General features: G+C 60.7%; 16 protein-coding genes, 1 tRNA gene and 3 pseudogenes. 14 read left to right on the forward strand and 6 right to left on the reverse strand.

Annotated features, from left to right (window positions below; genetic code table 11):
• Positions 1 to 100: 100 nt before the first annotated feature.
• Positions 101 to 1,108 (reverse strand): helix-turn-helix transcriptional regulator, encoded by a 1,008-nt coding sequence (locus AC1DE3_RS24565; protein WP_476852834.1) that lies wholly within the window; start codon positions 1,106 to 1,108, stop codon positions 101 to 103.
• A gap of 405 nt (positions 1,109 to 1,513) precedes the next feature.
• Here AC1DE3_RS24565 and AC1DE3_RS24570 point away from each other — a divergent pair, with 405 nt between their 5' ends.
• The 5 genes and pseudogenes from AC1DE3_RS24570 to AC1DE3_RS24590 all read left to right on the forward strand — a co-directional run bounded on the left by AC1DE3_RS24570 (position 1,514) and on the right by AC1DE3_RS24590 (position 7,397).
• Entirely contained in the window at positions 1,514 to 2,347 is an 834-nt protein-coding gene (locus AC1DE3_RS24570) for an acid phosphatase (RefSeq protein WP_476780728.1), read from the forward strand.
• Between the two features lie 354 nt (positions 2,348 to 2,701).
• Positions 2,702 to 3,706: a DUF1254 domain-containing protein gene (locus AC1DE3_RS24575; RefSeq protein ID WP_476852849.1), complete on the forward strand. Its 1,005-nt coding sequence runs from the start codon at positions 2,702 to 2,704 to the stop codon at positions 3,704 to 3,706.
• A 151-nt stretch (positions 3,707 to 3,857) separates the two neighbouring features.
• Positions 3,858 to 5,660 carry a mechanosensitive ion channel family protein gene (locus tag AC1DE3_RS24580; RefSeq protein ID WP_476852835.1) on the forward strand — a complete coding sequence of 601 codons (1,803 nt, stop codon included), beginning with the start codon at positions 3,858 to 3,860 and terminating at the stop codon, positions 5,658 to 5,660.
• Positions 5,661 to 5,899: 239 nt separating this feature from the next.
• Positions 5,900 to 6,556 (forward strand): annotated as a pseudogene (locus AC1DE3_RS24585) (transposase); the annotation flags it as partial.
• Positions 6,557 to 6,872: 316 nt separating this feature from the next.
• A complete protein-coding gene (locus AC1DE3_RS24590; RefSeq protein WP_476780748.1) occupies positions 6,873 to 7,397 on the forward strand; it encodes a GrpB family protein in 525 nt (174 codons plus the stop codon).
• Between the two features lie 85 nt (positions 7,398 to 7,482).
• Here the strand turns inward: AC1DE3_RS24590 and AC1DE3_RS24595 are convergent, their stop codons facing one another.
• Entirely contained in the window at positions 7,483 to 8,196 is a 714-nt protein-coding gene (locus AC1DE3_RS24595; RefSeq protein WP_476780724.1) for a riboflavin synthase subunit alpha, read from the reverse strand.
• Positions 8,197 to 8,325: 129 nt separating this feature from the next.
• Between AC1DE3_RS24595 and AC1DE3_RS24600 the strand changes: the two genes are divergently transcribed.
• The gene (locus AC1DE3_RS24600) at positions 8,326 to 8,763 is read left to right on the forward strand and encodes an acetyltransferase (RefSeq protein ID WP_476780723.1); all 438 of its coding nucleotides are present in this window, start codon (positions 8,326 to 8,328) and stop codon (positions 8,761 to 8,763) included.
• 274 nt (positions 8,764 to 9,037) lie between these two features.
• Here AC1DE3_RS24600 and AC1DE3_RS24605 read toward each other — a convergent pair whose 3' ends face one another.
• From AC1DE3_RS24605 to AC1DE3_RS24615, 3 genes and pseudogenes are all read right to left on the reverse strand, one after another.
• On the reverse strand, positions 9,038 to 9,550 hold the full coding sequence (locus AC1DE3_RS24605) for a GNAT family N-acetyltransferase (RefSeq protein WP_476780722.1): 513 nt from the start codon (positions 9,548 to 9,550) through the stop codon (positions 9,038 to 9,040).
• Positions 9,551 to 9,612: 62 nt separating this feature from the next.
• Positions 9,613 to 10,394: pseudogene (locus tag AC1DE3_RS24610) on the reverse strand (ABC transporter ATP-binding protein).
• A pseudogene (locus AC1DE3_RS24615) lies at positions 10,391 to 11,185 on the reverse strand (FecCD family ABC transporter permease); the annotation flags it as partial. The pseudogenes AC1DE3_RS24610 and AC1DE3_RS24615, both read right to left, overlap by 4 nt.
• Positions 11,186 to 11,296: 111 nt before the next feature.
• Between AC1DE3_RS24615 and AC1DE3_RS24620 the strand changes: the two are divergent.
• The 6 genes from AC1DE3_RS24620 (at position 11,297) to gmtX (ending at position 19,711) form a co-directional block, all read left to right on the forward strand.
• Positions 11,297 to 11,770 carry a hypothetical protein gene (locus AC1DE3_RS24620; protein WP_476780721.1) on the forward strand — a complete coding sequence of 158 codons (474 nt, stop codon included), beginning with the start codon at positions 11,297 to 11,299 and terminating at the stop codon, positions 11,768 to 11,770.
• A complete protein-coding gene (locus AC1DE3_RS24625; protein ID WP_476780720.1) occupies positions 11,767 to 12,036 on the forward strand; it encodes a hypothetical protein in 270 nt (89 codons plus the stop codon). Before AC1DE3_RS24620 ends, AC1DE3_RS24625 begins: the two co-directional genes overlap by 4 nt.
• Positions 12,030 to 13,469 carry an ATP-binding protein gene (locus AC1DE3_RS24630; protein WP_476780719.1) on the forward strand — a complete coding sequence of 480 codons (1,440 nt, stop codon included), beginning with the start codon at positions 12,030 to 12,032 and terminating at the stop codon, positions 13,467 to 13,469. Before AC1DE3_RS24625 ends, AC1DE3_RS24630 begins: the two co-directional genes overlap by 7 nt.
• Before the next feature lie 1,068 nt (positions 13,470 to 14,537).
• The gene (locus tag AC1DE3_RS24635) at positions 14,538 to 15,986 is read left to right on the forward strand and encodes a hypothetical protein (RefSeq protein ID WP_476780718.1); all 1,449 of its coding nucleotides are present in this window, start codon (positions 14,538 to 14,540) and stop codon (positions 15,984 to 15,986) included.
• Positions 15,979 to 18,807 carry a VPA1269 family protein gene (locus tag AC1DE3_RS24640; RefSeq protein ID WP_476852836.1) on the forward strand — a complete coding sequence of 943 codons (2,829 nt, stop codon included), beginning with the start codon at positions 15,979 to 15,981 and terminating at the stop codon, positions 18,805 to 18,807. The genes AC1DE3_RS24635 and AC1DE3_RS24640 overlap by 8 nt, the downstream gene beginning before the upstream one ends.
• Before the next feature lie 181 nt (positions 18,808 to 18,988).
• Positions 18,989 to 19,711 carry a gamma-mobile-trio protein GmtX gene (gmtX, locus tag AC1DE3_RS24645; protein WP_476780716.1) on the forward strand — a complete coding sequence of 241 codons (723 nt, stop codon included), beginning with the start codon at positions 18,989 to 18,991 and terminating at the stop codon, positions 19,709 to 19,711.
• A gap of 66 nt (positions 19,712 to 19,777) precedes the next feature.
• Here the strand turns inward: gmtX and AC1DE3_RS24650 are convergent.
• Positions 19,778 to 19,853 (reverse strand) — tRNA-Glu (locus tag AC1DE3_RS24650).
• 541 nt (positions 19,854 to 20,394) lie between these two features.
• On the opposite strand from AC1DE3_RS24650, the gene AC1DE3_RS24655 reads away from it, so the two are divergent.
• Positions 20,395 to 21,162: a ComF family protein gene (locus tag AC1DE3_RS24655; RefSeq protein ID WP_476852850.1), complete on the forward strand. Its 768-nt coding sequence runs from the start codon at positions 20,395 to 20,397 to the stop codon at positions 21,160 to 21,162.
• 32 nt (positions 21,163 to 21,194) lie between these two features.
• Positions 21,195 to 21,452 (forward strand): glutaredoxin 3, encoded by a 258-nt coding sequence (gene grxC / locus AC1DE3_RS24660; RefSeq protein ID WP_441509575.1) that lies wholly within the window; start codon positions 21,195 to 21,197, stop codon positions 21,450 to 21,452.
• Positions 21,453 to 21,466 lie beyond the last annotated feature (14 nt).

A 21,466-nucleotide genomic window follows, 5' to 3' on the forward strand; every position in this document is an offset into this window, starting at 1 on the left:
CTTAGGCGCTTGTAGGCACTGAGATATTCGCCCTTCCGGCCGTCGCGACCGAGTGCGGTGCCGGTCATTTGATCGACAGGCCGCTCAAGGCGAAACACATTCAGCCGAGCTGCGGCTGCGACTGCTCGCGGAACCGACGTGGCGTGACGCCTGTCATCCGGCGAAAGGCGCGGCTGAAATGCGCCGGATCGGCGTAGCCGGAGGAAAAGGCGACATCGATGATCCTGCAATCGGTGTCCCGCAGGAGCCTGCTCGCATGCTCGTACCGTACAGTGTCGAGCACGTCCGAATAGGTCAGGCCCGCACGCGCAAGCCTGCGTTGAAGTGTCCGCGAGGTGACGCCGGCGATCTCGGCGACGTCGGCAAGAGCGGTCGTTCCCTGCTCCAGATATGCTGGCAGCATCAGCTTGAGCAGTCCGACCATGTCATACTGGAAAGCCCTGGCGTCGTGATCTTGCAGGGGAACGCCGGAAGCGGGCGATCGATTGGGGAGACCGAGAAGCGCAGTTGGCAGGCTGATCCATGCGGCATTCTGCTCTGACAGAAAGTGCACGCCAGGCCACGAGGACCGCGTCGCCGGGCTCGGCGCATAAGACGATTCAAAGGCGATCGCCGTCGGCATCCACTCAAGACCGGCGAATTCGCGGACGATGTCGATCGAGAAAATGTTCTGGATCCATTGCGCATACTTCAGATGCAGCAGCCCCCTCGTGCCGCTGAGCCTGCTGCAAACCCGCACGTGATCCGCATCATGCTCGATCCACATGCTCAGAATGGTGTCTTCCCGCGACGCCCAATAGCAGGCGTGCCGGAGCGCGACGAGCAGCGTGGGGGAATGCGCAATCAAGGAGCGTGTCTTTTCCCTCAGGTGGGAGAAATGCAGGCGTTGCGCTGCCAGGAAGCCGAAATCCTCGATGCCCTGTGTTCTCTGGGCGTTGTCGACGAAACGCAGCGCCGGCAGGAGAGGAAGGTAGAGATCGCTTTTCTCGGCGAGAGACGCCGGCAGCCGGCACCGCTCCAGAAGCGTCTCGGTCGGAGCGCCAATTTCCTCGAGGATGCTGACGAAGGGCAGGAGGAACTGGCCGCGCGTCAAGGGGATATCAGCCATCGAACCTCGCCGCGATCATCCGGTCAGCGCCTCCAAGAGATCGAACCGTACCCGGAGGCGATTGTCGCGAAAAGGCAAGACGAGCGGGCTCCCCATGCACGAAATGCTCACAACGACATTCGCTGGCCGATGCGGCCGCGATCGCATGCTGCCCGGCCTGGGCGCTCGCGGAAGTCGGGCAAGCGGGGGGACAAGCAGCAATGTCAGGCGTAACGAGCGCGCGCTATCGCTATCGGCTTGCTGTGCGCTTCCCCTCGCGCCTCGGCTAGGGCAACCGACTTCCCCGAACCCGCTCCATGTCGACTGTCGCAGAGGCGGCTTTTCGTACGACATGACCCGGCTCGGGCCCGCCATTGCCGCAACATACCGGTTTGACCGGAGCTTCATGGATTGAAAGGGATGAGAATGCCGAAGATCGGGAGTGCGGTCAGGCGCGCATCTGTTCCCCTGCTTGCGCTGCTCGCGCTCTGTGGGCAAGCCGTGGCGCAGACGGACGAGGCGCGGCCGAAGATCACCGATCCGCATTTCAAGATTGCGCCGGGCTATCTCAAACAGTCCGATCTGCCGAACAGCCTGGTTCTGCTCGGTCCACCGCCGGAGGCGAACTCGGCCGCACTAGCGCGCGACGAGGAGGCGCGCAAGGCGACGATTCCCCTGCGAAACACCGCACGCTGGAAGCTCGCTCATAGCGACGCCGACTTGGCCTTTCCGCAGGCCTCCGACAATTTCTCCTGCGCGATGGGTTTCCGGATCGATAGCCGACAGACCCCGCAACTCTATGCGACGATGCAGAAGATGCTGTCGGATTTTGGCCTTTCCACCTATGGCGTGAAGAACAGGTACAACCGGGTCCGCCCCTTCGTGGTTCACAACGAGGCGACCTGCCGAGCGGATCAGGAGACCATTCTGCGGAGCGACGGCTCCTATCCGTCCGGACACACTGCCGCCGGCTGGGGCTGGGCCCTTGTCTTCGCACAGATCAACCCCGAACGCGCCGATGCGCTGCTGAAGCGCGGGATCGAATTCGGGCATAGCCGCGTGATCTGCAACGCCCATTGGCAGAGCGATGTCGATGCTGGGCGGATCATGGGCGCGGCGACGGTTGCGCGATTGCAAACCGACCCGACCTTTCTCGCCGATCTCAAGGCCGCAAAAGCAGAGGTGAAGGCGGCGAAGGCGAAGCAGGTGAGCCCGATGCCAGATTGCGCGGCTGAGACGACAGCTTTGTCCGAACAGTGACGGGGTCGTCCGGCGCCTCCGAGAGTCGTGAATGCCCCTTGCGACCTTAGATTAAGCTTCGAACGCCAGGCGTCATCGATAGAGAAAATCCCCGCACCGCACCGCGGCTGCGACTCCTGTTTTTCGTAATATTTATGAAGATAGATATCGTTGAGATTACGATTATCGCAATTCCATTGTTTATTTATACGGATATAACCTGATTTACATTACCAAGCATCATCGCTGATTTTTCATAGATCACATCTCGACCCATCAATCGTGTTCAGCCGAAATGCGCGGGTGGACTGTTCAGCCTCGCTCCAACAAGCAAATGGATCGACGACGTCAATGAGGTACCATTCAATGCGAATGATGATGGCTTGTAGCCTGGGGTTCCTGGTTCTCGCGCCGTGCGTGGCGTCCGCGCAGCCGGTTCCGGTCAATGTCGGCAATTTCAAGCGAGCCGAGTCCGATTTCTACATGGCCAAAACGGCCAGCGACGGCGCCCTCGGCAAGTTCGTCCACAACAGGGCGCCGACTCCAATCGACAAGCAGCCTGTCGTCCGGATGAACCGGGACACGCTCTATTCCCAGGCGCTCTTCGACCTTGACGCCGGTCCGGTGACCATCACCCTACCCGATGCCGGCAAGCGCTTCGTCTCGATGCAGGTCATCAGCGAAGACCATTACACCCCGATGGTGGTCTACAAGCCGGGCCGCACGACGCTCACCAAGGACAAGGTCGGCACCCGCTATGCGTTCGTTGCGGTCCGAATCCTTGTCGATCCCAATGACACCAAGGACCTCGCGGAGGTTCACGCCTTGCAGGATGCGCTAAAGGTGCAGCAGAAGTCGGCCGGCAAGTTCGAGGCCCCGAACTGGGACCTGGCTCAGCAGAAGAAGATCCGTGACGCGCTCGAAGCGCTGTCCGCCGCATCGGGCAGCTTCACCAACGCTTTTGGCCCGAAGGGAAAGGTCGATCCGGTCATGCACCTGATCGGCACGGCGGCCGGCTGGGGCGGCAACCCCGACAAGGACGCATCCTACCCCTCGGTGACCCCCGCCAAAAACGACGGCAAGACGGTTTACAAGCTCAGGGTCAAGGATGTCCCCGTCGACGCATTCTGGTCGATCAGCGTCTATAACGACAAGGGCTTCTTCCAGAAGAACGATTACGACGCCTATTCGGTCAACAGCATCACCKGCAAGAAGAATGCTGATGGCGCCATCGACATCCAGTTCGGCGGCTGCGACGGCAAGATCGTGAATTGCCTGCCGATTACGCAGGGGTGGAATTACACATTCCGGCTCTACCGTCCTCGCGCCGTGATCCTGAACGGCAAGTGGAAGATGCCGGAGGCGCAGCCTGCATCGTAGAAGGCTGCCCGCTAGGGCCGCCGAGGCTGCGGTTCTGTCCGAGCGGAACGAGCCGCCCTCGCTGTGCCCAGGGTTCAAAACGTTCTCCATGCTGGACAACCGTTTGGCGCGGACAGACGAGTGTTGTCGACTTCTACCCGAGACTGAGACCATGGCTGCCGATTCAAGGACCGACGAGCTCGAGGCTGCATCCGCGATGCTCCATCGTTTCTCTATGCTGATCGAGAACGGGCTGGCCGCGAGGTTCTCGGGATGGCTCTCTTCTGGTGGTGCATGGCACGATTTCATCCAGGGATTCGAAACCGCCGGTCATAGTCCCGCGCTGCTGGCTCTCGGCATTGTAGCGACTTGTCTGACTGCCGTTGTTGCAACGGCAGCGGTTGCCAGCTCAATCCTCGGCAGATCGAAGGCCAGGCCGCTTCTAGCTGCGGCGGCCTGGTTCGCGGCCACCTTGCTCGTGATACTGGCCTCGTGGGTTCTAATTCTGAGCCTCGTCACCGATTCAGCGCTGCGCCGCGCCTTGCTGAACTGCGTCGTGATCTCGGCCGTGGCGACAATGATATGTTTCCCATTGACCGCTGATCGCAGGTCGATCTTCTGGCGTTGGCGACGCGATCTTGCTGTCGCGATCGGGATCGCGGCCGGCGGCTTGGTGGTACTAGCCTGTCTGCGTGTTTGGAATGCGGCCGATCCGCTACGCGATCTCTTCGCAACATTCGCGGTGTCCCTGCCGTTCACCGTTCTGGTCGCGGCGGCGCATCTTCGTCATCGCCGGCTGGTGATAAGGGCTCTGTCCTTCGGCGGCAGGGCAGCACCCCTTCGCCGGAAACTGGCCTCAATCTGGCCCTGGCTCGTGGTGGCGGTCGTCACGCTCGCCTTCGTCTTCCTCCAACTGGACTTGACGATCGGAAGGCCGACGCGAGGTGGATTGTTGCTGCTTTCGCTTCTGCTCGTTCTTGCCGGGCCTCATCTCGACGTCGCCATCGAAAGACGCGGCTGGCAGGCGGCTCGGTCGCAGGGCGGCGAACTGACCGGCGCGCTGTGGCGCACGTTCCGCATCGTGGTGGCCGCATCGATCCTCGCGGCCCTGGCCACGCTCTGGCTCCTGCCGATTCTGGATGTCGTCGACATTCCGCGGGGCACTGTCCTGCTGAAAGCGACCGAGATCCTGATGCTCGTGCTGGTCATTGCCTTCTGCTGGAACTGGGTGGCCATCATGGCCGCGCGCATCAGGCCCCAAACCCAGGGCGATCAGCAGGTCCCCACCGCGGTGATCGGCACGCGGCTGACCACCGTCGGCCCATTGCTTGTAGGCCTCACCAAGGCGGCGCTTCTGACGCTGGGGGCCCTGACCGTGTTGGTCATGCTGGGCATCAATGTCTGGCCGCTGATCACCGGCCTCTCGATCTTCGGCCTGGCGATTGGCCTCGGCTCGCAAACACTGGTCAAGGATGTGGTGGCCGGTCTGTTCTTCCTCGTCGATGATGCCTTCCGCCACGGCGAGTACATCGAGACCTCGGGTGCCAAGGGCACCGTCGAGAGAATTTCGTTGCGCTCAGTCTCCTTGAGGCACCCGCGCGGCCCGGTTGCGACAATCCCCTTCGGGCAGATAGGGAAGATCCAGAACTTCAGCCGCGAATGGGTCATAGAGAAGATGCTGTTCCGGGTTGCTTTGGACACCGATGTCGAAGCCGTGCGAAAACTGTTCAAGAAGATCGGGCAGGAAGTCGCGGCGGATCCGGAACTGAACGCCGATCTCCTTGAGCCGTTCAAGAGCCAGGGCATTGCCGCGCTCGAGGAAGGCACTCTGGTGATCCGCGGCAAATACAAGGCCCGGGCCGGACGTCAATTCCAGATCCGCAAGGCGATCCTTTCCAAGGTCCGGATCACCCTGGCGGAAAACGACATCAAGCTAGTGCCAAAGCCGCTTCATGTGCCGCAGATGGGTGGGTAAGCTTGGCTGTCTGTCTGGGTTCACTAGGACCGTCTTAGAAGATGGGCGATGCGGCAAGCGTCGTCAAAATATCGGCGTACCTCGCCGCCTGAACCCTTTCAGATTCAGTTGCTTATGCTTGGTGGTTTTTGCTACCTAATGCCGAAGATTTTCGCGAGTGGCGACATTGCGAGCCTCAAACCGACGGCCGTGGCTCACTGTCCGCTCGTCGGCAACGGATGACCGCCCACACCATCGACGAGACCAACCTGCCGGCGCTGCAGGAGGCGGCGGTGGGAACTTCGGGTTTGATCGAGCGCACGCAGGATAGGTTCGGCACCTGGCCCGAGAAGCTGGTCGCGGATGCCGGCTACGGCTCGGCCGAGAACCTCGCCTGGCTGGTGCACGAGCGCGGGATTGAGCCGCACATCCCGGTGTTCGACAAATCCCAGCGCAGCGACGGCACCGTCAGCCGGTCCGACTTCGCCTATGACCACGCTCGCGATCTCTACACCTGCCCAGGCGGCAAGGAGCTCCGGCAGTTCCGCCGCCGGTTCGACACGCCGCGCGACGGCGTCGATGCCGAAGGCCTGATGCGCTACCGCGCCAGCAAGCTCGACTGCGACGCCTGTTCACTGAAGTTGCGCTGTTGCCCGAAAGCGCCCGCCCGCAAGCTCCTGCGCTCGATCCATGAAGGCGCCCGTGACATGGCGCGCGACATCGCCACCACCAATGCCTACGTCACCTCAAGGCGCGAGCGGAAGAAGGTCGAGATGCTGTTCGCGCATCTCAAACGCATCCTCAAGCTCGACCGCCTGCGGCTGCGAGCGCCATGCGGCGCCCGCGACGAGTTCCTCCTCGCCGCTACCGCCCAGAACCTCAGGAAAATGGCAAAGCTGATGACGCCGCCAGCGCCACCCCAGGCCGCGCATGAGAGCAAACGCTCTCTCACCGATCCACCCAGCCTTGGTCGGGAGGCAATCCAACGCCGACTTCTTCAACACAATCGGTCGAAAGCGGACTATGCGGCAAGCCCTATGCAATCTGCGCAAGCCCATTCCTCGATGGCGTCGTTTAGTCAGGCCGATGACCTCGATAAGTTGACGGCGGCGATCGAAGCTAGCCTCGCATGTCATTCGATGCAAGTGCTGGAGATATGGATTTGAGAATGCAGCCCCGGCCGACTGAGGCCTCAATTGTCCGGTTTGAGGAAGGTGATCCTGCCGAAAACCCCTGGATCAACGGTCAACCAAAGCAAGAACGGATCAAGGTAGAGGCGTACAGCGCTGGGCTGAGCAGTATGAGATTGGCAAGGCAGAGATCAACGCCGCCGTTCCCGGCTTGCTAGAGATCGAACACGTTGGTTCCACGGCAGTTCCAGATCTTCCTGCCAAGCCGGTTATCGACATCGATCTCATCGTTCCTGATCCCGAACGTGAGGAACAGTATGTCCCGGCTTTGCAGGCGCTTGGCTACGATCTGACGATCAGGGAGCGCTCATGGTACCAGCATCGAATGCTGCGCCGCGAGGAGCCGCGCGTGAACCTGCATGTGTTCGGCCCCGCTTGTCCGGAGCATGCGCGACATGTCCTGTTCCGTGACTGGCTACGCCAGCAGCCGGCGGACAGGAAACGCTACGCTGAAGCGAAGATGCTGGCGAAAGATGGGGTGGACACCGCCCACGACTATAATCGACGCAAGCAGGATGTGGTGCTTGATATCTATCAGGCGATATTCAAAAGCCGAGGTTGGATCTGAGCGCTTCACCCGACTTTGCCCTCTCCCGGAATGGAGCCGGCCCCCGCTAAGTCTGCAACGGGGTAGGAAGCAGGCGCTTAGGGACTCAGTGCCGTGGAGGCAACAGTGCTGGCGGGGTCACCAACTCGTCCAAAGCCAGGCCACGCTCCTTCAGGAGGGCTTCGAGCATCGGCCGCAACTCTCCGAGGCTTTCCGCAACAGAGTCTCGGACTGTATCAACAACGACTTGCGTTCCCCGTTCGATCTCGACGTTGAGTGTCTCACCGACTCGCTTGGCATCAAGATTCGTTGCCCGGCGCGTCTCCGGTATCAGCCAAATCTCGAACCAGCCTTCGACCTTGTCGCATTCCGAGACCGTCAGGCTGCATCCGTTGATGGCAATGTAGCCTTTCGCGAAGATGTACCGTTCGAAGGGGCGAGGAATGGAAAACCGGATAGCCTTATTGCCTCCGTACTCCTTGATGAGTTCGATCGGAGCCGCAAAGTCTATGTGACCTGATAGTGGGTGCCCACCGATCTCGGCGCCATCCTTCGCGGCACGCTCGACGTTGACCAGGCTCCCCGGTTCACAGTTCCCAAGCGCAGTGACCGTTAGGCTTTGGAGCATCACGTCGAAGAGGACGCGTTCGCTCGATACGACGGTCGTAACGGTCAGGCAAACGCCATCCACCGCCACGCTAGCGCCGATTGCGAGCCCGTCGGTGAACCACGCGGGAAAATCGAGCGTGAATATCCGAATGCCGTGGTCGTCTTCGATGGCTGCAATCTTGGCCACAGCCTGAACAATGCCGGTGAACATGGCTTCCTCGTCCTCGCGAGCAGTGGATATAGCGCGTAGCCAACGGGACGGGCCAGTCGCAGGACTGCTTGCTATCCTCATAGAAACGAAATAGAGCGCGCGCTCAAAAAGTTAGAATGTAATTCGATCATGCATGTGATTAGACTTTCACGCCCCAGCGATGCTGAGCGCGCAATCGAAATTTGGCGACGCGCCGTTGACGCTACCCATGATTTTCTGACGCCGGAGGATCGCCTCGCGATCGACGAGCTGGTTTGCAGCTTTCTCCCCGAAGCGCCGCTTTGGCTTGCCGTCGATCCAGATGATCACGCGCTGGCTTTCATGCTTATCGACGAGGGGCATATGGAGGCGCTCTTTGTCGATCCAGCTTGCCGCGGAAGGGGCATTGGAGCTGCGCTCGCGCGCCACGGCTTGGAACTCTACCCGAGAATGACCACTGACGTGAATGAACAGAACGGCCAAGCCGTGGGCTTCTACGAGAAAATCGGATTTAGGCGCACAGGTCGATCGCCACTGGACGGGCAAGGCCGGCCTTATCCAATCATTCACTTAGAATACGGTGGCTGAACTGAGTTTCGACGATTGAGGACAGGAGGCCTCGTGCGCAATCTCTTGGCGGAGTGCGATTGCTAGCGCAAACCGCTCTGCTAAGCGCGTTGGAGCGCCCATAGCGGACCTTCCAGAGGTCCGTTTCGCGTCGGAAGCGGACTCTGGCTCCTTGCCCGAAAGCGGACCTTTGCCACATGGTGGAAACCCCTGTCCGAGCAGCTCAGCAAAAGACCAATGTGACAAATGCGATTGCTCGATCGCGGCGTCGAGAATTTCGGCTGGGCCAGCGCCTTCAAGGAGACACGGGGTCTGTCGTCAACGCCTTGTCGAAATGCGTGGAGCCCTCGGCCGCAGCGAATTCGCAGAAGCCCTGTGCGCGCCAGAACGCAATCGTCGCCGCCGTGTCGGTGTTGGCGTGGAGGTAGAGTGTCTCGAATCCCGGTCGCTGGGCTTCTGTCTGTGCGAGCGTGGTCAGCCATTGGCCGATCCCTCTCCCCCGCAGATCCTTCCGAACGTAGACGCGGACGAGTTGCGTGACGCCGGCTGGCGACGGGTAGCGGTCCGCGAAGGCGGCGACCAAGTTCGGTTTCCACATCAGCCCATAGAACCCGGCCGAGGCGACGATCTCTCCATCAGGAGAATGAAGGCTCCAAAACGCGCCGCGGTTCTCTCCGGAGAACCAGCATTGCGCTGGCGGACGCAGAAGCGAATCGAGATCGGCATGCCAGTCCAGTCGATACTCAGTGCCATAGACTTCCCTGATCGTGTCCAAACAGAAGCGGCGCGCGGCGGCGCGGCGCTCCATCGAGGCGTCAGGCGCGGCAGCGCAGGTGAGTCCGTGCGGCGGTAGAGGAAGCTCGAAACCAGTCACGCCCGCCTCACGGGGTCATCATAGAGGAACTGGATATGGGCCGGCCGGCACGCGCCGAGCGGCCGATCTGGGCGCGTACGCCGAAGACGTCCCACAGCAACGCCTGTGTGAGGATGGCGGACGGTGCCCCTGCCGCGACGATGCGCCCGGCCTTCAACACCACGACGAGATCGCAGAATGCCGCGGCGAGGTTGAGGTCGTGAAGGGCGACGATACTCGTCAGTGGCAGGCGCTCGACGAGGGCGAGAATCTCGATCTGGTGCTGGACGTCGAGATGATTGGTCGGCTGGTCGAGGAGCAGTTCGCGCGGCTCCTGCGCCAGGGCGCGTGCGATCTGGACGCGCCGGCGTTCGCCGCCGGACAAGGTGTGTCAGGACTGTCCGCCGCGTCCGCCGAGATCGACCTGATCGAGCGCCCGGCCGACGATCGCTTCGTCCTGCGCCGTCCAGGACGAGAAGCGGCCGCGATGCGGCGTGCGGCCCAGCCGGACGACGTCGCGCACCGTCAACTCCTCCAGCGTCGCCGCCTGCTGTTCGACGACGGCGACCCGTCGGGCAATGGCTATCTGGCTCAGCCCGGCGAGATCATTGCCGCCCAGGGTGATGACGCCGCCCTGCGGCTGCCGCCGCCGGCACAGCAGCTTCAGCAGGCTGGACTTACCGGAGCCATTCGGCCCGATCAGGCCGAGCGTCGCCCCCTCCGGGACGTTCAGGCTCACCTCGTCGAAGATCAGCCGGCTCCCGGCGCCCCAGCTCACATCACGAACCGAGAAGGTCATTCCGGCCTCCTCGCGCGGTAGAGCAGCAAGGCGAAGGCCAGCGCTCCGATCAGTGCCGTCACCACGCCGATCGGCAGGATCTGGCCCGGCACCACGATGCGGGACAGGATGTCCGCGATCACCATGAAGATCGCGCCGGCAAGCGCCGATGCGGGCAGCAGCAGCCCATGGCCGGAGCCCACTAGCATGCGCGCCGCATGCGGGATGACGAGGCCGACGAAGCCGATCGAGCCGACGACGGAGACCATGCTCGCCGTCATCAGCGCCGTCGCGCCGAACAGGACGAGGCGGAGCCGGGGCACGGGCACGCCGAGGGTCGCGGACGCCTCCTCCCCGAAGCTGAAGGCATCGAGCGAGCGGGCATGGCTGATGCAGATGATCAGGCCGACCATGGCGACGGCCGCAGCGAGATAGACATCCGGCCAGCGCACGCCGCCGAGATTGCCGAGCAGCCAGAACATCACGCCCCGCGCCTGCTCGGCATCGGCGGAACTCGTGACGATATAGGCGGTGAGCGCGTTGAAGAGCTGCGAGCCGGCGACACCGGCGAGGATGGTGCGGTCGGAGCCGCCGTGCGCGCCGCGGGCGAGAATCAGAACCAGCCCGAATGCGGCAAGTGCTCCGAGGAAGGCGCCACCGGACAGGGTCAGTGCACCGGCGCCAAGCCCCAGGATCATGACCGAGACCGCCCCGGTCGAGGCACCGGCGGAGATGCCGAGCACATAGGACTCGGCCAGCGGGTTGCGCAGCAACGCCTGAACCACGAGGCCCGTCAGAGCGAGTGCGCTGCCGCGTGCTCGCGAATGACCTGAGCATGTCCGAACGCCTCGGCGGGTGGGGCAATTCCCGGCACGCGCGTCCACGTCGGCAGCCGACGCTCCCGGACAGTCTGCATCTGGAAGGTGCACGGTTCGCTCGACTGGTTCCAGACGCCGACGCGAGAGAGTATCGGCCTACGCGGTGGAATCGAGCCGCCGGCGAACTACGAGCCGCTGATGGTGACGCCCGGCCTCGACAAGTACCGGCTCACTCACACCGAACCGTTCCGCACAATCATCGGCTGTGCGGACGCCGCGCTCGAGGCGGCCAGGGCCTATCTCTGCGTCGGCTACGGCTTCAACGACCAGCATCTCCAGGAAAAGCTGGTCGAGCGCTGCGGCCGGGACAGGGTTCCCCTCGTCATCCTCGCCAAGGTGCTTTCGCCCGCGGCCAAGGCGCTGCTGACGGGAGGCCGATGCCGAAGATACGTGGCCTTCGAGGAATGCGGCGAGGGTGCCACCGCCTACACCCACGACGTGCCGGACGGCTTCTTCATCGAACGGCCCGTCTGGCGCCTCGATGTCTTCCTCGATTTCACCATAGGGAGCGGACCGTGAGCATTCTCGATTTCGACGACGGCGAAGCGCTCGGGCACGTCCAGTCCGTCGACACCACGGTGGTGATCGTCCGTGTCGACGACGTCAGCTCCCTCCGCAAGCTGCAAGTCAACAGGCTGGTCGCGCTACAAAGCAGCCGATCGGGTCACAAGCTCATCGGGATCATCAACAAGATCACGCGAACAGCGCTGGAGGACGTCAAGCTAGCCGACATAGAAGCCGGGACAGGGCGCACACCGAACTCAACCTGGTCCGTGTCGTGCTGATCGGCACGCTGATTGACCGGGACGGATCGCAGTCAAACATCTTCCGCCGCACGCTGGAGACCGTGCCCGAGATCGACGCTTGGTGCTTCGCGCTCGAGGGCGAACGCTTGTCCGGCGAGGGACGACGGCTTTCCCTAGGTGCCTATACTCTCGACCTAGGCGCGGAAGCTTTCGTGGACGGCAACCGGCTGTTCCAGCGTCACGCCGTCATCGTCGGAAGCACCGGATCGGGCAAGTCCTGGACGACGGCGCGGCTGTTGGAGCAGGTGGCGGAGCTTGGCAGCGCCAACGCGATCGTCTTCGACATGCATGGCGAGTACGCTTCCCTAGTCGGTGATGGTTTCGCGCACCTGAAAGTGGCCGGCCCGGCGGACATCGACGCTGACCGACCCCTCGACGAGGGCGTCCTTCATCTGCCCTATTGGCTGCTGAGTTACGAGGCGCTCGTCTCGATGTTCGTCGACCGCTCGGACCTGACCGCTCCCAATCAGGCCATGGTCATGTCACGCGCCATCGTGAAGGCGAAGACCGCCTTTCTCGAACGCGGCGGGCACGCCGAGGCGCTCGCGAACTTTACCATCGACAGCCCCGTTCCGTTCTCGATAGCGGACGTGCTGGCGGAGCTGAATGCACTGAATACGGAGATGGTGCCGTCCAGCCGCGGCGAGAAGCAGGGTGATTTCAATGGGAAACTGAGCCGCCTGATCCCGCGGCTCGAAGGCAAGCTGACGGACCGCCGTCTCGGGTTTCTGTTTCCCGCCGCTGGGGTGGCGGATGGCTACGCGTGGCTGGACGACGTCGTCAGGCAGTTGCTGGGCGGCCGAAGCGCCAGAGGCGGCAAGGGCGGCGTGAAGATCATCGACTTCTCGGAGGTGCCCTCCGACATCCTGCCGCTGATCGTGGGTATGGTCGCGCGACTGGTGTTCTCGGTGCAGCAGTGGAGCCCGCAGGACTCCCGCCATCCGGTGGCGCTCTTCTGCGACGAGGCGCATCTTTACATTCCGCAGGAGGCGACCTCCGGCGTGGCCGAGAACGCGATAGCGACCTTCGAGCGAATCGCCAAGGAAGGTCGCAAGTATGGCGTCGGCCTGGTCGTTATCAGCCAGCGCCCGGCCGAGGTGAACCGTACAGTCGTCAGCCAGCGTAACAACCTGATCGCCATGAGGTTGACGAATGGCGACGACCAGGCCGTCGTCCGTCGCCTCCTGCCCGACAGTCTCGGAGGTTTCGGCGATCTCCTGCCTGTGCTCGATACCGGGGAGGCGCTCGTGGTCGGCGATGCGATCCTGCTGCCAACACGCATCCGCATCGCAAAGCCCATCAATGAGCCATTAAGCGGAACAATCGAATTCTGGGATCGCTGGGCTGACGAAAAGGACTGCGCCAAGCTCGATCGGGCCGTGGAGAGTTGGCGGCGGCAGACAGTCGCGTGATGACCGCCACGGGTTCCGACTTCGTCGGGCGCAAATGGCCCCGCTTCGGGCGAAACCTTATCTCTCCGCTCTCTCCTCCCAGCCTCGCGTACCGCTGACATCGAACGAGCATAGGTGTGATTGTCGCGGATCGATAATTCCGCGACTCTACCGCGCAGGATGTCCAGACCGCGCGACCGCGGCGGGGTTCGTATGAAAGCGCCGAGGGAACGCGGGCCGACTGACATGATCATCGCGAACGAATCCTTCCGCAGTCAGCCGGAATCCTTCAAGGCAGCCACGTTCGGCCTATTGGCAGCCGGCAGGCCTGACTCGACACGGGATACGCCCGCAAGTCTATAGGTCGCGTACCGATGCGGCCGACGACGATCGGCTTGCGTTTTGGCGCCATCTCGCCCCGCCGTTGCCAGCGGGAGCCCGGCCGAAGTCTCGATGCGGGTACTGGCCGCAATCTCGCCACACGTAACCACGGCGTGTCCGTCCATGTTGGGCGGGGTGAAGCGAAGAGTCGCCACGTGCGCAACTAGGGCTCGGCAAGCATGCGGCCCGTCCCCTGCGATACGGGGACAATGTCGGCTCCGATCAACAGCGGAGCATAGCTGAAGGATCCCATGTTCGCTCCCAAGGATTCAGCTCCCTGAATCCTGTAGCGCTCCGCCAGTCTCCCGGAGCTGCGTTCCGGGAGACTCCCCCCCTACCGGAACGCAGATCTGCTGGAGCGAGAGAACGAGACGCCCCCGAAACACGAGATTACCAAAATACAGAAACGCCGATCTCCCACTAATATACGCTCTATATTTTATTAACTGAAGACAATTACAAGTTTCAATCAGATCAATTCACACTTTATAAAGGATTTCCCGCCGATATATACACCGAAATCGGACCTGTTTAGGGTCGGTTATCAAGAATTTCTGCTGTCCGATTCTAGATTTACACTGACAGAAGGATTCAGCGCCCGTGAGAGAGCCACAACCACTTCATCACGCGACGAGCGCTATCAACGTTGAATCGATGCCGTGCGGATGGTCAGCCCGAGGCCTATTCTTACGAAAAGCCGACGGGTCCGTGGAGATTTTCACACCCCTCGTCGACTACATGATGGCGTTTCCAAGCCGGTCTAGAACTTGGCAGGACACCATATCTCGCGGCCTCGGATTGTTCTGGGACTTTTGCCAGACTCGAGGACAGGCAATCGCCGACGATGCCCTAGAGCGTAACCTCAATGTCCAACGCCGACTGTACCGTGCGTTCGCCATTTCTCTTCTCAGCGGCACCATCGAAGCGGGCGATGATCCTGACGGGCTCTTTTGGCCGCGCACGCCGGTCACAAGAGCCAAAATGCTCGCGCATGCCATCGAACGCTTCTCTGACTGGGCTCATGCCGAGGGGCTCGACAACCCGTTGCGTACACTCCCTGTCCGCTGCGTTCCGAGCGATGCATTGTCGTTCTCCGAGCACCTTGTCTGGGCACGTCGACGCCAAGTTTCGATGTTGTCTCACCTGACCCCTACAAACGTGAGGCGGACAACGCCTCGCCTCATCGATCTTGGTCGAACGACGGAAGGACAATCGGCGGAGGAGGTAAAATTCTTCCCGCCTGACCAGTTGGAGCCGCTCCTTTGGATCGGCCATCAGCGACCAGGAAAACTCCACACGACTGATCCTTACCTACGATACAATATCCGGGACCAAATGATGGTTCTGCTTGATGCGTACGGAGGCTTCCGCCGCAGCGAAGGCTTGCATCTCTGGGTCCAGGACGTTGTGGAAGAGCCAGAAAAGCCGGGTCATGCCCTGATCGTAATCAATCATCCGGCCGAAGCCAGGATACGATATTCGGACCCGTTGAGCGGAAGCGAATATTCGCTGTCACGAGCGGAGATTCTTGAGCGCCGATACGGCTTGCGCCCCCGCAATGAAGTTCTTCGAGACCGCTATCACGCGGGTTGGAAAGGTATGGATCTCAACAAAGACAACCAAGCTTTCGTGTACTGGCTCGACGACAATGCCTCGACACTGTTTTGGATCCTATTCCTTGGTTATCTGCGGTTTATCCGCGATCCGATAATGGAAAGACGTCGAAGCCTTGGAGGTAGGGACCATCCATTTCTCTTTGTAACCGAACGAACTCCTCAAGCCAGCGGCGCAATGATTGGAGACCCTTACTCCCCAAAGGGCTACGAACGAAACCACGCGGCCGCCGTGCGCCGGATCGGTTTAGAGCATTCGAAAGCGCGCGGGACGACAACCCACGGACTACGCCATCTCTACGGCCAAACCCTTTCGAACCTTGGTGTCCCCCCCTCTGTGATCAAGAAGGGACTGCACCACCGACACTACCTTTCACATGTACCTTACGTCGTACCGACCAAGGCGCAGATTAACGCGCAGTTAGAAGCAGCCCGCCGACGCATGCTGGGAGAGGTCGTTCAGATCCCTCCTATCGGCCATGAAAGCTCGGCCGCGTTACTTGCTCTCAGCGAGTTTATAACCTCAGGAGGAGCGCGTGTTTGAAACTCGCTTCAACCACGTAACAATTGCGCAGAATCTCGGCGAAGCTTGGTTCAACCCGGACGAACGACGTTTCGCCCTGATACCAAGCATCAACGATACCGACAGCGAGAAGTTAGCTACTCTGATCGAGGAGATGGTGGAGAGCTGTCGCCTGGATGGCAGCCGAGCGGCTCAGGACGATTTCCTATACGAACTGCATGGCCTGCACGCGCAGCGGGCCGTCCTGTGGCCATTGGGTATCCTCTTCGGCCGCTCTGCTATCGGCGATATAAACGCACAATGGTTCCAGTTCTTCCTCCAAGAACTTGACCCCGACTTCGTGCTACTACGTTCCGAAATAGAGAAGCTTTCGCATCTTTCGAAATTCCCAGCGAGACAACGTCAAGATCGCTCATTCGCAATCTGGAAGTGGCTTGCCGTGCTCAAGTTCTCCTCAGACCATATTGATTATCTCGAAAGTATTCAAGAAGCGCACATCGTTGAGCTAGGACGATTGCTGCGGCCCAGCGGGATCTGGGCGGAATGGACATCTGAGTCAAACCGACGAACCCTGAATCGCCTGGTGCGCCTAGTTGCTGATGTTACGGACAATCCGCAATTCTGCATTCAAGTAAATCGACAAGTTCGCAGGAGGAAGAGCAGCCGAACCGAAAGCATTCTTTCTGAAACTACCCACCTGCAATGGCTCCGAGAAAATTTCAACCGTTGGCTAGGCGAGAGAGTGCTACTTCAAAAAAAAGCTTATCTTCGCGCGCTACGCTTGCTGGAAGAATTTTTTAGCACCCGCCCTTCTTTGGAGGTCGACAAACCGGATAAAGCGCTCTCTCGGTCCAACATGCTTGGCCTACTTGAGTTCGCGAAGACCTGGTCAACTTCAACTCAACGCATAAATTCGATCGGGCGGATCTTCGATTTTTTCTGCTGGATGGAAGACGAAAATCGTGATCGAGATGGAAATACTTTATTCAAAGTGGCTCTCTCGTACGGAGACGTTGAACGATTCAGAATGTCTCAGGCGTCGAAAAATACGACATCGAAAAACGGCGATGTCGCGGCCAAGCCGATGCCAACACGAATGCATGTCGAACTGAAAAAAATAATATCCGACAATAACTTTGCTTGGGCAAGAGGCCTTAAATCTCGCGCCGACGGGCGACCGCTCCATTGGATTACGTGGAAAAATCCTGACACTGGGCATGCAGAACCCGTATTCTGCGAGGTATTGCCTAGAATGCTCCTGCTTATGTTGGATTTGCCTCTGCGAAATGTTCAGGTCCGACGGCTCGATAGCGGCGAGGGCGACAGCCGGTACTGGAATCCCACGGAGAATAAATGGGGCCCAGCCGAAGGACCACATGCCGATTACTGGAAATCTGTCGGCGCAAAAAACACCCGACGTGGAGTATTTAGAGAGATTCAGTCCCAATTTGGTGGAAATATCAGCACTCTAACGGGATTCTGGATAAACTCGAATAAAACACAGGACAGGCCCAATCTATTTGACGAAAATTCGGGATATGAGATGCCTTGGGAATTTATTGAGGCGCTAAACAATCTTTCGGAGATGCGAGAATGGCAAGAAGAATATAACCCCGTAGCAGGACCTTTGCCGCTCTCAAAGATTCCATACGGGATATTTATTGACGACCCGACTGACGCGGTGAAAGCCCTGATTCCCGACCGATTCTATATTTTTAGATACCCTCTGAATGTCGGACCAAGAGGCAACGAGGCCAAATTTGAGCCGCCGCATGTAAGTGAAATTCTGACGCGAGCGCGCCTTCAGGCCCTTGCTAAGGCGGCCGATGCCTTCCCGGTCTTCCTGAAGAAAGCGACCTTTGAACAGGCCGCCAGAATGACAGCTCGCCTTCACGATGATGGCCTGGCGCAGTTGAAGGGCCCTTATTCCGACGGCTCTACGTGGTCTCGAATGGACATCGGAATTTGTCCGAATGGAGGAACACTCTGCCATATCGGCGGAGAACTCTGGCAGGCCCGTAATGACCTAGGAGCGAACAAGTCACGCCACAAGCCCGTCCCGGGTGGCTCGAGAAACTGTGTGCGGTGCCGCTTCTTGGTTACCGGGCTACCCTTTCTGATTCCATTGTGGGGCCACTCCAACCTCATTTCTGCACGAGTGGACCAGTTGAAAGAGCGAATTGAGGAACGCGAGGCTGAGATTAAGAAGCTCAAGGCCGAGCGCCGAGATGCCAACGCCAAAGGAGAGCCTGTACCTCCCGTTCTGCGCCAACGGATCGCAGCCCTCGAAGCCGAATGGGATGCTGAGACTCAATCACAGGAGCAGTCTGTGGCTGACGTACACGCAACTATGATGCTCATTGAGATGGTCCGCGCGATCCGAAAAGTAACTGCCGAAGCGGGTGAAGACGGCATCCCGATGGTGATCCGACCAAAGGGTATACCCGAGGTATCTGGGCGAGAATCCACCCGCTTCGAACTCACGGACTCAATCGTCCAGATGAGTCGATTCTTTGTATCTCTAGACAGACCAGAAATTGAAAGGGAGAGAGACGAATTCGTGAACCGCATTCTCTACCAGAACGGCTATATTCCTATAACCTTGGCGCCGCTTTCCCTGGAAGAGCGTCGCGCTGGGGCGGACGCGATGGCGGCCATGCTGCTGGGCGAACTTGGTGCTCAGGAGGCCCAGAATCTAATCGAGGGGCGAAAGACGCTTGAAGAACTCGGTCTCCAGGAGCGCATCCAAGAAGTCGCCCGGAACAGCATCGGGCGTCCGCTTGAGCGGACCACACTCACCCAGCCCGGCCGCGAGATATTGCTCGAATTGAATGCGCAGTAGTTTCGCCGCACCATTCCGCGTGGTCCTTTCGATGGATACCTCATCCGCGATATCCGCTGGGCAAGCACCGTTGAAGATCTGCCGACGGCGTCCTCGTTGAAGGCGACCCGGATCGGTTTCTCGACCTCGAATCATCAGTCCCATCCCTCATCCGATCGGGAGGGCATTTGTTGAGAGAGCTATGTCAATGAACGTCGAAGGGAAACAAGCTTTGGATATTGTGGACGCAACGCTCAAAGAACTTGTTGAGCGCGCCACCAATTCGACAATCAGGTTGAAGCTTCAAAACCTTCACAGCGTACTTCACCATCTCGTCGTCAACGGGAAGCAACGGCTCACCGTACCATTGGTGGTCCAGACCTACGCGGCGCGGATCCATGCCAAGGAGCAGAGCTTAGCTGAGCCGTCGATACGCAATAAGCGAGGTGGGGCAAATCCTTATCATGGTTTGTACCGGGCTTGGGAGGCCGCTTCCGAAGTGATTCTGCGCCCGCGAAAACAGAGGGGTGGCCCACTTGCCGCGGTTGACCTTGTCGGCGACGAAGATTTGGCCCGACTTAACCCGGAGCTGAAGCACCGCGTTGCCCTGCTTGCTGCCCAAAACAGAAGCTATAAGGCGCAGCTTGACATACTCAGACGGGCACGGGAAGCACCCACCATCTATTTGGCCGTGGCGAGCAAACTCGAAGGCGTCCCGCCTGCCGTCGCGAACCGACAAACTTTAAGCGAAGCGGAAGTCAGTGCGCTCAAGGATTTCGTTGCCGCAAGACGGATGCGGGCGCGAGGCTTGCGTCAAGCGGACGATGGCAGCATCGAAACTTTGGAGGGTCGCCGCCTGACCGATCCAGGCTTCCTGGATGCATTAGAGAAGATTGTGAAAATCTACAATACAGGGAGCGTCTGAAATACAGGGAGCGTCTGAGACCCGAGCGCGCCTACGTTCCTTGCGCGGCTTAGTATATCTAAGTAATGGCGCTCCCTAGGGGACTCGAACCCCTGTTTTCGCCGTGAGAGGGCGACGTCCTAGACCGCTAGACGAAGGGAGCGTTACTTACGTTATACTGCGATATACCTTACTATTACTTCTCTTACTTACAAGTCAATTCCATTCGTCTAGCTTGCCAAATTCAGCCCGCCATCGGACCTCATTGGTAACCCTACCACCCTCAATCCCCTGCCCCTACTCACTTGGTAGGCAACCTGGGGGGCAGTCGCGACCTAGACCGCTAGACGAAGGGAGCAGCGCCGGTCGTGGGCGTCTCTGTAGTCGGAGCGCCGCAACGCCGCAACTGCTTTTTTGAAGCTGTCCCGACAAAAATCCTCGGATCGGCCCGAAGGGCTTCAATTGACGCGGCGAACATCCCCGCCTTTCCAGGCGGGCGCGGCCTTGAGATGGAGACGAGCGGAATATCCCGTCGGTAGCCGGCTCAAGCGATGCGCCACGCACGCGAAAAAGAGCGGTGCGAGCCGCGCAGGAAGCGGCCAACAGGTCTTGCAAGCCTGCCGGCGAGATTGAAAATTGCCGAGGCAGCTTGGGGGAGCGTTTCGGTGGACGGCGAAAGCGAGCAGCGACGATCCCTGGCCTTCATCGCCCTGCACCACGGCCGCCTTGCCTTTCGGGCCGGGCTCGGCGGCCTCATCGCGATCGTCTATCCTCCGACCTGCGTCGCCTGCCAGGCCGCGACCGGTGAGGCGCAGGCGCTCTGCCCGGCCTGCTGGGGCGGCATCGGCTTCATCGAGCGCCCCTATTGCGAACGGCTCGGGACGCCCTTCGCCGTCGATCTCGGCCCCGGCCTGCTCTCGCCGGCCGCGATCGCCGATCCGCCGGTCTTCACGCGGGCCCGTGCCGTCTGCCGCTTCGACGGCGCGGCGCGCGAACTGGTGCATCGGCTGAAATATGGCGACCGCGTCGAACTCTCCCTGACGCTCGGGCGGATGATGGCCCAGGCAGGCCGCGAACTGCTCCGCGAGGCCGAGATCGTCGTGCCCATCCCGCTGCACCGCGGGCGTCTCTGGAGCCGACGCTTCAACCAGGCTGCCGCGCTGGCCGGCGTCGTCGCGCGCCAGGCGAAGCTTCCGCTCGCGCCCACCCTGCTCGCCCGCGTCAAGCGCACGCGCCAGCAGGTCGGGCTCACCCGCTCGCAGCGCGCCGACAATCTGCAGGGCGCGTTCCGGGTGCCGGATGCGCAGCGCCCGCATGTCGAAGGCCGCCGCATCCTCCTGGTCGACGACGTGCTGACAACCGGCGCGACCGCCAATGCCGCAGCGCGGGCGCTGTTGCGGGCCGGCGCGCGCGATGTCGACATCCTGACCTTCGCACGGGTCGTGACGGATGGCCGGGAAGGCACTACATGAGAGGGCAGCATCTTATCGAGAGCCCCCAGCCCATGCCGCCGGTCACGATCTACACCACCTCCTGGTGCCCCTATTGCAAGGCGGCCAAGACGCTCCTGACCCGAAAGGGGGTCGCTTTCTCGGAGATCGATGTCGATGGCCAGCCGGAATTGCGGCAGACCATGACGGCCCGGGCAGGCGGACGCACTTCGGTGCCGCAGATTTTCATCGGCGAGCGCCATGTCGGCGGCTCGGACGACATCCACGCGCTCGATGCCCGCGGCGAGCTCGACGAGTTGCTCGCAGCCTGAGGCACCTGGCCTTC

This window comes from Allobosea sp. 10L417, from assembly GCF_056395485.1.

Excerpts from the sequence above, each read along its gene's own strand:
- AC1DE3_RS24565 (WP_476852834.1), bottom strand. The coding sequence starts at position 1,108 with ATGGCTGATATCCCCTTGACGCGCGGCCAGTTCCTCCTGCCCTTCGTC.
- AC1DE3_RS24570 (WP_476780728.1), top strand. The coding sequence starts at position 1,514 with ATGCCGAAGATCGGGAGTGCGGTCAGGCGCGCATCTGTTCCCCTGCTT.
- AC1DE3_RS24580 (WP_476852835.1), top strand. The coding sequence starts at position 3,858 with ATGGCTGCCGATTCAAGGACCGACGAGCTCGAGGCTGCATCCGCGATG.
- AC1DE3_RS24595 (WP_476780724.1), bottom strand. The coding sequence starts at position 8,196 with ATGTTCACCGGCATTGTTCAGGCTGTGGCCAAGATTGCAGCCATCGAA.
- AC1DE3_RS24600 (WP_476780723.1), top strand. The coding sequence starts at position 8,326 with ATGCATGTGATTAGACTTTCACGCCCCAGCGATGCTGAGCGCGCAATC.
- AC1DE3_RS24605 (WP_476780722.1), bottom strand. The coding sequence starts at position 9,550 with ATGGAGCGCCGCGCCGCCGCGCGCCGCTTCTGTTTGGACACGATCAGG.
- gmtX (WP_476780716.1), top strand. The coding sequence starts at position 18,989 with ATGTCAATGAACGTCGAAGGGAAACAAGCTTTGGATATTGTGGACGCA.
- grxC (WP_441509575.1), top strand. The coding sequence starts at position 21,195 with ATGCCGCCGGTCACGATCTACACCACCTCCTGGTGCCCCTATTGCAAG.